Annotated in this window: 9 protein-coding genes; 5 read left to right on the forward strand and 4 right to left on the reverse strand. The window is 68.4% G+C overall.

All coding sequences use genetic code 11. The features are described from left to right. The first annotated feature begins 61 nt into the window (after nt 1–61). Both leuS and V2L32_RS03925 read left to right on the forward strand, forming a co-directional pair. A complete protein-coding gene (gene leuS / locus V2L32_RS03920; protein ID WP_331235169.1) occupies nt 62–2,947 on the forward strand; it encodes a leucine--tRNA ligase in 2,886 nt (961 codons plus the stop codon). Nucleotides 2,948–2,992: 45 nt separating this feature from the next. Next, complete coding sequence (locus tag V2L32_RS03925) at nt 2,993–3,217, forward strand: DUF7535 family protein (RefSeq protein ID WP_331235170.1); 225 nt, start codon at nt 2,993–2,995, stop codon at nt 3,215–3,217. 20 nt (nt 3,218–3,237) lie between these two features. Here V2L32_RS03925 and V2L32_RS03930 read toward each other — a convergent pair whose 3' ends face one another. The 4 genes from V2L32_RS03930 to V2L32_RS03945 all read right to left on the reverse strand — a co-directional run bounded on the left by V2L32_RS03930 (nt 3,238) and on the right by V2L32_RS03945 (nt 8,045). Continuing rightward, nucleotides 3,238–3,450 carry a hypothetical protein gene (locus V2L32_RS03930; protein ID WP_331235171.1) on the reverse strand — a complete coding sequence of 71 codons (213 nt, stop codon included), beginning with the start codon at nt 3,448–3,450 and terminating at the stop codon, nt 3,238–3,240. A 99-nt stretch (nt 3,451–3,549) separates the two neighbouring features. Beyond that, nucleotides 3,550–4,533, reverse strand: a complete 984-nt coding sequence (locus V2L32_RS03935) for an ornithine cyclodeaminase family protein (protein WP_331235172.1) — start codon at nt 4,531–4,533, stop codon at nt 3,550–3,552. Between the two features lie 44 nt (nt 4,534–4,577). Next, nucleotides 4,578–6,839: a catalase gene (locus V2L32_RS03940; RefSeq protein ID WP_331235173.1), complete on the reverse strand. Its 2,262-nt coding sequence runs from the start codon at nt 6,837–6,839 to the stop codon at nt 4,578–4,580. 192 nt (nt 6,840–7,031) lie between these two features. After that, complete coding sequence (locus V2L32_RS03945; protein WP_331235174.1) at nt 7,032–8,045, reverse strand: ABC transporter permease; 1,014 nt, start codon at nt 8,043–8,045, stop codon at nt 7,032–7,034. A 115-nt stretch (nt 8,046–8,160) separates the two neighbouring features. Here V2L32_RS03945 and V2L32_RS03950 point away from each other — a divergent pair, with 115 nt between their 5' ends. Genes V2L32_RS03950 through V2L32_RS03960 form a run of 3 tightly spaced genes read left to right on the forward strand, consistent with a single transcriptional unit; the run spans nt 8,161 to nt 11,716 of the window. Next, a complete protein-coding gene (locus V2L32_RS03950; protein WP_331235175.1) occupies nt 8,161–9,447 on the forward strand; it encodes an ABC transporter permease in 1,287 nt (428 codons plus the stop codon). Continuing rightward, the gene (locus V2L32_RS03955) at nt 9,444–10,442 is read left to right on the forward strand and encodes an ABC transporter ATP-binding protein (protein WP_331235176.1); all 999 of its coding nucleotides are present in this window, start codon (nt 9,444–9,446) and stop codon (nt 10,440–10,442) included. The genes V2L32_RS03950 and V2L32_RS03955 overlap by 4 nt, the downstream gene beginning before the upstream one ends. After that, nucleotides 10,439–11,716 carry an oligopeptide/dipeptide ABC transporter ATP-binding protein gene (locus V2L32_RS03960; protein WP_331235177.1) on the forward strand — a complete coding sequence of 426 codons (1,278 nt, stop codon included), beginning with the start codon at nt 10,439–10,441 and terminating at the stop codon, nt 11,714–11,716. Before V2L32_RS03955 ends, V2L32_RS03960 begins: the two co-directional genes overlap by 4 nt. The last annotated feature ends 15 nt before the right edge of the window (nt 11,717–11,731 follow it).

Here is an 11,731-nt window from a genome sequence, read left to right on the forward strand (position 1 = left end):
CGGTCAGTTCGGAGCAGTCAGGTATAGGTGTTCTTTTAGCCCGGCCGTTTCATCACAGGGTATGGAGTACGACCCGCAGGACCTCGAAGAGCGGTGGCGGGCGCGGTGGGCCGAGGAGGGCCGCTACGAGCCCGATCCCGGCGAGGGAGAGGGTGCGGAACCGGGTTCCGCGGACGGCCGAGCGCCGGACGAACGAGAGAAGACGTTCGTCACGGTTCCGTATCCGTATCCGAGCGGCGGGATGCACATCGGCCACGCCCGGACGTACACGGTACCGGACGTCTACGCCAGGTACCGGAGAGCGCGGGGCGACAGCGTCCTCTTCCCGATCGCCTGGCACGTCACCGGGACGCCGATCGTCGGCGCGGTCGAGCGCCTGAAGAAGGGCGAGGCCGCCCAGATGGAGTCGCTCCAGCAGGCGTTCGGCGTCCCCGATTCGGACCTCGAGTCGCTGGAGACGCCGATGGGCTACGCGCGGTACTTCATTGAGGAGGCCGAGTCGAGCTACAAGCGAGGGATGCAGTCGCTCGGTCTCTCGATCGACTGGCGCCGGGAGTTCACGACGAACGACGAGCGGTACTCTCGGTTCATCACCTGGCAGTACGAGACCCTGCGGGAACGGGGGCTGCTGGAGAAGGGGCTTCATCCCGTCAAGTACTGCACGGAACAGGAGAACCCGGTCACGACCCACGACCTGCTCGAGGGCGAGGAGGTCGAGTACCAGGAGTACACGCTGGTGAAGTTCCAGGCGGGGGACCGGGTCTTCCCGATGGCGACGCTGCGCCCGGAGACCGTCCGGGGAGTGACGAACGCGTTCGTCAACCCCGAGGAGCGCTACGTCGAGGCGATCGTCGACGGCGAACGCTGGGTCGTCGCCGAGGAGGCCGTCGAGAAGCTCTCGCTGCAGGACCACGACGTGCGGGTCGAACGCGAGGTCGTGGGCGAGGAGCTCGTCGGCGAACGCGTCGAGAACCCGGTGACCGGCGACGAGCTCACGATCCTCCCCGCGGGATTCGTCGATCCCGACAGCGGCAGCGGCGTCGTCATGTCGGTACCGGCCCACAGCCCCGACGACTACGTCGCCCTCCGGGAGGTGAAGGACGACCCCGAGCGGCTCTACGAGTACGGGATCGGCACCGAGGAGGTCGAGGGGATCGAGCCGATCCCGATCCTCTCGATCGAGGGCTACGGCGAGATACCCGCGAGGGACGCCGTCGAGGAGGCGGAGATCACCGACAGCGACGACCCGCGGCTCGCCGAGATCACGAAGGAGCTCTACACGCGTGAGTTCCACGCCGGCCAGCTTTTCGATGCCTACGGCGAGTTCGGGGGGAGGGTCGTCGAAGAGGTTCGCGAGGAGCTGGCGGCGAGCTACCGGGAGGAGGGCGCCTTCGACGCGATGTACGACTTCCCGGAGCCGGTGGTCTCGCGTGCCGGCGGGAAGGTCGTCGTCGCCTACCAGGACACCTGGTTTCTCCGGTACAACGACCCCCAGTGGCGCGAGAAGACCCACCGTGCGGTCGACCGGCTGGACGCCATCCCGGAGAACACCAGAGAGCAGTACGACCACACGATCGACTGGCTGAACGAGTGGCCCTGCATCCGGAACTACGGGCTGGGAACCAGGCTCCCGTGGGACGACGAGTTCGTCATCGAACCCCTGTCGGACTCGACGATCTACATGGCCTACTACACGATCGCCCACCGCCTGTCCGAGATCCCCCCAGAGGAGCTCGATCGCGAGTTCTTCGACGCGCTGTTCTACGGGGCCGACGCGGTGGAAGAGCCCGACGAGCGGGCGCTCTCGCTCCGCGAGGAGTGGTCGTACTGGTACCCGGTCGACTACCGGTGTTCGGGCAACGACCTGGTGCCGAACCACCTCACGTTCTTCCTATACCACCACGCCGAACTGTTCGACGAGCCGGAGTGGCCCGGCGGCATCACCGTGATGGGGATGGGCCTGCTCGAGGGCGAGAAGATGAGCTCCTCGAAGGGTCACGTGGTGCTGCCGGGTGATGCGATCGGCGAGTACGGCGCCGACACCGTTCGCTTCTTCCTGATGAACTCCGCCGAGCCGTGGCAGGACTACGACTGGCGCGCGGAGGAGGTCGAGAGCACGCGACGGGGACTCGAACGGTTCTGGAATCGGGCGGAAGAGCTCATCGACGGTCCCGAGGGGACACGCGATCTGGAGCGGATCGACCGCTGGCTGCTCGCGAAGCTCCAGGAGACGGTGCACGAGGTCACGGAGGCGATGGAACGCTTCGAGACGCGGACCGCGAGCCAGGCGGCCTTCTACAACTTCGAGGAGCACCTGCGGTGGTACCGACGGCGAACGGACCTCGACCGGCCCGGCGCGCGCTGGACGCTCGGACACGTCCTGGAGACGCGGCTGCGTCTGCTCGCACCGGTGGTCCCGTTCATGGCGAACGATCTCCACGAGCGGCTGACCGGCGAGCCGGCGGAGGCCGCGCCGTGGCCCGAGGGAGAGAGCGAGTTCGAGAGCGAGACGGTACAGGCCGAGGAGTCGCTGGTCGCCTCGCTCACCGACGACGTCGCGGAGGTCGCGAGCGTCACCGGGAAGAGTCCCGAAAGAATCGACGTCTACGTCGCCGCCGACTGGAAGCAGGAGGTGTTCGAGGAGGTCGTCGAGACGGGTCCCGACGTGGGGAGGGTGATGGGCGAGGTGATGAGTGAGCCCGACCTGCGAGAGCGCGGTGACGAGGTGAACCAGCTCGTGCAGGAGCTCGTCGAGGTCGTCCGCGGGCGATCGGACGAGGAGCTCGCGACGCTCGTCTCGCTCCCGGAAGGGGAGGTCTACGCCGAGGCACGCGAGTTCTTCGAACGCGAGTTCGACGCGGCTGTCCGGATCGTGAGCGAAGAGGAGACCGACGACGAGAAGGCGGGGCAGGCCCGACCGCTCCGTCCGGCGATCAGGCTCTCCTAGCGGCCCCGAGAGAACCGTTATTCCCGTCCGTGCCCTCTCGCAGGTATGAGCGAGACGACCGAGGACCCGTCGGCCGCGAAGAAGGCACTCCGGACCGTGACCCCACCCTACCGGGGGCGGCCGGACGCGGAGATGACCGCCGTCGGCGCGGTCTATTTCCTCACGCTGTTGATCCTGCTCGTGCCGCTGTTGCCGTTCCTGCTCGTCGGCTGGCTGCTGCTGAAGCTCTTCGGCGCGGTCGACCGGAAGCTATCGAGCGCCTTCGAGTGAGCGATCGCGGTTCACGCGAGTCACCGCCGGATCCGCTTCGCGACGCGGTAGACCGCGTGAACGGCCAGCGAGTTCGTCGCGACACTCGAGAGTAACAGAAAGCGGTTGCGTCGATCGCGCCACGTCGATGCGTCCTCGTCGTCGTCCGTTCTGAGCGCCGAGAGCTGTGAAACCGCGGCCCCGATCCAGCCACACAGCGCGAGCAGCGCGAGCGATCGTCCGATCCGTACCATAGATACAGCACGTGCTCCCGTGACATAGTTCGTGTGCTCGGCGGTCGGACGTGGGGTGAGAGACGGCCACGACCTCGTACGGACGTACAGCAGTCCGTATCAGACGCCGAGTAAGTCGAACGGGGTGCCGTTGTCGTTCTCGTCTGCGTGCTCGTAGACGACGTGGGCGGCGGCGACGTCCTGGATCGCGAGCCCCGTCGAGTCGAAGACCGAGATCCCGTCGCCCTCCGCGCGACCCTCCCGGTCGCCGACGACGATCTGGCCGATCTCCGCGTCGATGTCCGAATCGTCGATCTCGCCCGCGTTCCACGGGACGTTGATCTCGCCGGAGTGCGTCGTCTGCTCGTAGTCGTCGATCACGAGCCGTCCCTCTCGCAGCACCGCCGCCTCGAGTTCCTGTTTCCCCGCCGCGTCCGCGCCCATCGCGTTGACGTGGGTGTGGGGGCCGAGATCCGAGAGCGAGACGATCGGCTCCCGTACCGGGGTCACCGTCGAGAGCACGTCGCAGGCAGCCGCCTCGGCGATCGACCCGCCGCGGACGTCGAACTCGTCGGCGAACGCCGAGACGAACGCCTCCACCCGGGCGTCGTCGAGGTCGCTCACGACGACCTTCTCGATCGGCCTGACCTCGCGTATCGCCTCCAGCTGGGTGTACGCCTGGACGCCCGCGCCGACGATCCCGAGACTCGTCGCGCCCTCGACCGCGAGGTGGTCGGTGGCGACGGCCGCCGCCGCGCCGGTCCGCTGCATCGTCAGTTCGGTGCCGTCCATGATCGCGAGCGGGAACGCGGTCTCCGGGTCGGAGTAGATCATCGTCCCCATCACCGTCGGGAGCTCTCGCTGAGCGTTGTCCGGGTGGACGTTCACCCACTTCACGCCCGCGGCGTCCCAGTCTCCCGCCTCTAGGTACGCCGGCATCGAGCGGAAGTCGCCGTTGTACTGCGGGAGCTCGATGTAGGACTTCGGCGGCATCTGGGCGTCGCCGCGCTCGTAGGCGGCGAAGGCGTCCTCGATCGCCGGGATCAGCGTCGCCATCGGCGCGTTCTCGGCGACGTCGTCGCCCGACAGCAAAAGCGTCTGCATGGGGCAACTATTGCGATGGAGTACTTAGTTCCACCTGAACCACGCTACGCGGGGACCTGCGCCTCCTCGCGGTCCCAGTGCCGGTGGACGCCGATCGCGTCGGCGAACGCCGAGACGAACTCGTCGCCGGCCTCGCCGGCGGTCACGACGCCGAGCTCCGAGACGAGGTCATCGCCGGTGGAGAGGCGCACACCGGGGAGATCGACCGTTTCGAGCAGGTCGACGCCCTCGGCGAGCGCGGCGATCGGCTTCTTGTGCTTGAACGCTTCCCGAACGAAGTGGGTGGCGCCACCCTGTTCGGAGAGCGCGTCGACGCTCTCTCGCCCGCCGGGAACGAAGACCGCGTCGTACTCGATCGAGGCGGTCATCACGTGGCTCTTGTCGGTCTCGATGGCTCCACCGTTCGCGCCCGTCCGTTCGCCGAGCGTCTTCGAGACGACCGTGACCTGTGCTCCGCGGTCTTCGAGACCGTCTCGCACGGTCTCGAACTGGTCGGCGTCGACGCCGTCGTCGACCAGGACGGCGACCTGCCGGGACTCGATCGTGTCCGTCACCGTGTTCTCCATGCTCAGTGCGGGCGAGCTGTCCTCGTGGTCGGTGTAGTGTTCGCCCGGCTCCTCCGGCGGCTCCACGCCGATCCCCTCGGCCGCCCGGACCGCGAGGTCGTGGTCGACGTTGTTGAAGATCTCGTAGACCATCCGCTCGCGGACCGCCTCGCTCTCGACGTTCCCGAGTTCGAAGTGGGTCGCGTCGACGATGTGTTGCTGTTCGGCCTCGGACATACTGTTCCAGAACAGCCGCGCTTGACTGAAGTGGTCCCGGAAGCTCTCGCTTCTGGCGCGGATCTTCTTGCCCTCGACCTTCTCGGCATGGTGGACGTAGCCGCCCTCCTCCTCGGTCGCCTCGCGGGGATAGTCGTCCTCAAGCGAGTTCGGCGAGTAGGAGGTCTTTCCCCGGTCGATCGTCTGGCGCATGAAGCCGGCACGCTGGTTGTTGTGGCGTTTCGCGACCGGGCGGTTGATCGGGATCTCGTCCCAGTTGGCCCCGCCGAAGCGGTTGAGCTGTGTGTCCTGGTACGAGAAGAGCCGCCCCTGGAGCAGCGGGTCGTTCGTGAAGTCGATGCCGGGGACGACGTTGCCGGGGTGGAACGCCACCTGCTCGGTCTCGGCGAAGAAGTTGTCGATGTTCTCGTTCAGCACCATCTTCCCGATGGTTCGAACGGGGACCTCCTCCTCGGGGATGATCTTCGTCGGATCGAGCAGGTCGAAGTCGAAGCGGTCGGCCTCCTCCTCCTCGACGATCTGGACGCCGAGTTCCCACTCGGGGTAGTGGCCGCTCTCGATGGCGTCGTAGAGCCCGTTTCGGTTGTAGTCCGAAGCCTTCCCCCAGAGCTTGGTCGTCTCGTCCCAGACCAGCTGGTGGGTACCGTACTTCGGCTTCCAGTGGAACTTGACGAACCGCGAGTCTCCCTCGTCGTTGACGAACCGGAACGTGTGGACACCGAAGCCCTCCATCATGCGGTACGAGCGGGGCAGCGCACGGTCCGAGAGTACCCACAGCAGCATGTGCGTCGTCTCGGGCGTCAGCGAGGCGAAGTCCCAGAACGTGTCGTGGGCGGCCGAGGCCTGTGGCGTCCCCGTGTCGGGTTCCGGCTTGATCGCGTGGACGAGGTCGGGGAACTTGATCGCGTCGTGGATGAAGAAGACCGGCATGTTGTTGCCGACGAGGTCGTAGTTGCCCTCCTCGGTGTAGAACTTCGTGGCGAAGCCGCGGACGTCCCGAACCGTGTCGCTCGAGCCGCGCGAGCCGACGACGGTGGAGAAACGAACGAAGACGGGCGTCTTCTGGTCGGGGTCCTGGAGGAACGCCGCCTTCGTCAGCTCCGAGATGTCGTCGTACTCGCCGAGGTCGGGGTCCTCGTACGGCTGGAAGTAGCCGTGGGCGCCGGTCCCGCGGGCGTGGACGACGCGTTCGGGGATCGACTCGTGATCGAACTGGGTCATCTTCTCCCGGAAGTGGAAGTCCTCCATCAGCGTCGGCCCGCGCTCGCCGGCTTTCAGCGAGTCGTCGGTGTGGCTCACCCTGACGCCGTGGTCGGTGGTCAGGTGCTCGCCCGCGTGGTCCGCCCTGACCTCGTCGAGCTGCTCGCGTTTGCTGGTCTCGTCGACGCCCTCGCGCCCGCTGTCGCTCGTCCCGTGGTGCTCCTCATCCTCCTCTGCCTCGCTCGGGCCGTCGACGCTCCGCCGGTGTTTCGTGGTCCGTTCGCCGATTCCCTCGCCGTCGTCCGTGGTGTCCTCGTCGGTCATGGCTCTCGGAAGCAGCGGCGGTCGGGTCGACCGGGATCGTGACGTCACAGCGGCGGCTCGTCGTGACGCAGTCGACGAGTCGTCCCGGGCGTGACGGTGCGGTCGGTGCCACCGCGTGACAACCGTCGTACCGATCAACCGGCGGGGTCTCAATAAGCGCACTGCGTTCTCGTGCAGGGCGGGCGGAGCCGTTCACCGCGAGCCGGCCTCGACGCGCGGGTCGAGGGACGAGTACGCCAGGTCCTGTGCGAGGCTACCGAGGACGCCGGCGACGACGATGACGAACGCGCCGCCGAGCAGGATTGGGAGGTCGCGCGCCCAGATGGCGTCGTAAAAGAGCAGTCCGAGCCCCGGGATCCCCAACAGTACCTCGATGACGACGACCGAGAGCGCGAGCAGCGCGAACGTCTCGGTGAAGAGCATCGAGACGAGCGGGATCGCCGCGTTCCGCAGGACGTGTTCCGCGACGGCACGGTCGGTGGCGCCCTTCGCCTGGACGAGTTTCGTGAGGTCGGCGGAGACGTACTCCATCGAGTACGCCCGGGCGTAGCTCACCACGCCGGCGAGGAGCGTCGAGGCGACGAGGACGACGGGGAGGACGTACTCGAACGCGAACGGGAGCGTCTGTGCGGCCAGTGGCTCCCCGTCGAGGTAGACCACGACGCCGCGCGAGCGGGCGAACGTCACCCCGATGTCGACGGTCTCGTAGCCGAATGCGTACACCAGCGCGAGCGCCCCGACCCAGAAGTTCGCGACGCCGAAGGCGAGGTACGCGGCGGTACGTCCGCCCCCGGAGAGCCACGACCGATCGCTCATCGCCGCGTAGAGGCCGATCCCGACCCCGGCGGCGACCGCAAGCGCCACCGCCGGGAGCACGTAGAGGGCGGTGCGCGCGATCGCCTCGAACACCAATGGGCCCGCAGCCTCGCCGGTTTCGAACGACTCGCCCCACCGGAGCGTGAGCGTGTCGGCGAGGAAGGTGAGGTACGCCTCGTGGAACGGGCCGTCGAGTCCGCGTTCGGCGAGGTACTGCGCCTCGATGTCGGAGATCTCCTCCTCAGCGCCGCCCATGCGTGCGGGCCCGGTCTCGCGCGCGAGCGCCCAGTCCCAGGTCTGGGTGAACAGGACGAACAGCACGGTGAGGACGCCCCAGAGCGCGACGGCACCGAGGACGAGCCGTCTGAGCAGGAGTCGGCGGAGACTCACCGCGCGTCACCGGGTTCGGAGGTCATCGATCGACCTCGGCTTCTCGCCCCCGGCGTATAAAAATTCAGCTACGAAAACACTTATCACGACACTCCGTCTCGGCGCGAACGTTCACATGGACGAGGAGGGCGGGCCGTCCGGTCGGCGGACGGACGGCGGTGAGGGCCCGTTCGGGAGGACGTCCCCGGACGACGGAGACGTCGCCCGGTTCGAGCGGATCGACTGGGAGGCGATCGAGGGCCGACGACGGCCGGTTCGCCCGGAGCGGGCGGTACTCGCGGTCGGCCTCTTCGCGCTCTCTGCGATCACCCTCTACGACCGGTACGTCGCGGGCGTCTACCTCGTCGGAACGTGGAACGTCACGCCGGTCGACTGGCTCTTCCTCCTCGCGCTCGTCGTCCTTCTCGCCTACGGGGTCGTTCCGGCGGTACGGAACCGCCGGGCGGTGCGTCGGGTCGTACGACGGCTTCGCTCGCGACCGCTCGCCGCGACGAGCCTCTCGTACCTCGGGCTCTTCATCCTCGTCGGGCTGTTCGGACCCGGCCTGGTCGGGAGCCCGACGCTCGACCCTGGTGTCCAGTACCTCCCGCCAGTCGGAGAGACGGTGCCCGCCTCCGCGACGAGTGACTGCCTCGGCGGGATCACCGGTGAGGGGTTCGATCGGATCTGTCACGGCAGCTGGGAGCACCCCCTCGGGACGAACCACCGGGGTCACGACGTGGTCCACCTCCTCGTTCTCGGCGCGCGGACCGCACTCACCGTCTCGGTCGTCGCGGTCGGCCTCGTCGTACCGCTCGCGACGCTCGTCGGGGTCGCCGCCGCCACCTACGGGGGGTGGGTCGACGCCCTCCTGATGGCCTACGTCGACCTCCAGCTCTCGGTGCCCGCCCTCGTCATCTACTTCGTCTTCATGTTCTACCTCGGGCCGTCGCTGTTCCTCCTCCTCGTGGTCTTCGGCCTGCTCAGCTGGGGCGGCATCGCGCGGCTGGTCAGGAGCGAGGTGCTCCAGCGTCGCGAGGAGGGCTACGTCCTCGTCTCGCGGGGCGCCGGCGCGAGCAGGGCCTACGTCGCGAAGGCGCACCTGCTCCCGAACGTGACGAACACGGTCGTCCCCGCCGTGTTCCACCTCGTCCCGGTGTTGATCCTCACCGAGGCGGGGATCGCCTTCCTCGGGTTCGAGGACGCACGGGCGTACTCGTGGGGCGAGACGATCGCCGACGGCCTCGGTCAGACCGTCTCCGCGGGCAGCCCCGCCGACCGCTTTCACAACCTCGCGATCACCCCGCTCGAGGTCTGGTGGGTCTCCGCCATACCCGCAGCACTGCTCGCGCTGACGCTGGTCGCGTTCAAACTGGCGGGCGACGGGATCCGCGACGCGCTCGACCCGCGGGGTGAGCGATGAGCGATCCGCTGCTCTCGGTCGAGGGGTTGCGTACACACATCCCGGCCGAGGGAGGGATCGTCCGCGCCGTCGACGGGGTGTCCTTCGAGATCGAGAGGGGAGAGACCGTCGCGCTCGTCGGCGAGTCCGGCAGCGGGAAGACGGTGACCTGCGAGACGATCACCCGGCTCGTCCCCGAGACGGCGACGGTGACCGGGGAGGTCCGTTTCGACGGGGAGACGCTGACCGATCTAGAGGAGAACGCGCTCCGACGGATCCGCGGTAACCGGATCGCCCACGTCTTCCAGAACCCGCGGAGCGCGCTCGATCCGGTCTACACCGTCGGCGATCAGATCGCCGAGGCGATCACGCTCCACCGGGACGTGGGAGAGCGCGAGGCGCGAGACCGTGCGGTAGCGCTGCTCGGACGGGTCGGTATCCCCAACCCCGGCGAACGGGTAGACGACCATCCCCACGAGTTCTCGGGCGGCCAGTGTCAGCGGATCGCCATCGCCATCGCCATCGCCTGCGAGCCGGCCCTGCTGCTCGCCGACGAGCCGACCACCTCCGTCGACGTCACCGTCCAGGCGCGGCTGCTCGCGCTGCTCTCGGAGCTCACCGGTGACGGGATGTCCATGCTGCTCGTCACCCACGACCTCCGGGTGGTCGCGACGCTCGCCGACCGGGTCGTCGTGATGTTCGAGGGCCAGACCGTCGAGCGCGGCCCGACCGAGGCGGTGTTCGGCCGACCGGCCCACCCCTACACACAGGCGCTCGTCGAGAGCGCCGCCGGGGTGGGTGAGGGGACCGACAGGGAGGAGGTACCGACCGGCGGCTGTCGGTTCCGAAACGAGTGTCCGCACGCGATCGACGCCTGTGCGGGCGAGCGCCCGGCGTTCGAGCCGGTCGGGAGCCCCGGCCACACCGCCGCGTGCGTCCACTACGCGCCCGAGCGCGACCCCTCCGTCGTCCTCGCCGGTTCCGACCCCGCCTGGACGGTGGTGCGAGAGCGATGACCGACGAACCGCTGCTCTCGGTCAGCGGGCTGGAGAAACACTACCCGATCACGGAGGGGCTGCTCAGACGCGAAGTCGGACGGGTGCGGGCGGTCGACGGGATCGACCTGGAGGTCCGTCGCGGCGAGACCTTGGGGCTGGTCGGCGAGTCCGGGAGCGGCAAGACTACCGCAGCGCTCTCCTTGCTTCGGCTGGAGGAGCCGACCGCCGGCGAGGTCCACTTCGACGGCGAGGAGGTCACCACCTATGGCGAACGCGAGCTACTCCGGTTCAGACGCCGGGCGCAGCTCGTCCTCCAGGACCCCGACTCCGCGTTCAATCCGCGGATGACCGTCGGGCGTGCGGTCGGCGAGCCGCTCGCACTCCACGGGCTTCACGACCGAGCCGAGCGTCGTGCGGTCGTCGAGGACGCCCTCGAGCGGGTCGGCCTCGATCCGGAGGCGGCCGACAGGTACCCCGATACGTTCTCCGGCGGGGAACGCCAACGGATCGCCATCGCCCGGGCGCTCGTGCTCACGCCCGACCTGATCGTCGCGGACGAACCGGTGAGTGCGCTCGACGGCCGGGTCAGATCACGAGTCCTCTCGCTGCTCTCGGATATCCAGGCGGAGTTCGACCTCTCGTTGCTGTTCGTCAGCCACGACATCGACGTCGTCAGTCGGTTCTGTGACCGCGTCGCGGTGATGTACCTCGGCGAGATCGTCGAACGTGGTCCTACCGGAGAGGTGCTCTCGGACCCGAAACACCCCTACACGCGCCTGCTCGTCGACTCCGTTCCGAACCTCGATCCGACCGACCCGGCGCCCGAAACCGCCGAGAGCGTCGTCGAGCCCGATCCCGCCGACCCACCCAGCGGCTGTTCGTTCCACCCGCGGTGTCCGGTCGTGATCCCACCGCCGGATCTCGTCATCTCCGACGAGCGGTGGCGGGCGCTCGTCGACCTCGGGATCCGACTCGAAGCGGGTGAGGGGGACCCGGAACGGCCGGCCGCGTCGTTCGTGGTCGGTTCCGAGAACGGTACCGGTGAGATGCGCGAGGCGCTCGGACTCCCGGAGTCCCTCGAAGACGACCGGCTCGAATCGGCGCTCTCCGAGAGTCTGGCGGCGCTGGAGGCGGGCGAGACGGGACGCGCGCGCGAGGCGCTCGCGGAGGTCCTCACGAGCGTCTGTAAACGCGAGGAGCCGTCGCTCGGGGAAGGCGACGCGCCGAGACCCGTCGCCTGCCACAGATACGACCCGGCGGTCGAGGGCGAGCCGATCGAGCGATGGGACTGACGGCGCCGATCTGTC

The sequence above is a fragment of the Halalkalicoccus sp. CGA53 genome (assembly GCF_036429475.1).
Classification (GTDB): domain Archaea; phylum Halobacteriota; class Halobacteria; order Halobacteriales; family Halalkalicoccaceae; genus Natronorarus; species Natronorarus salvus.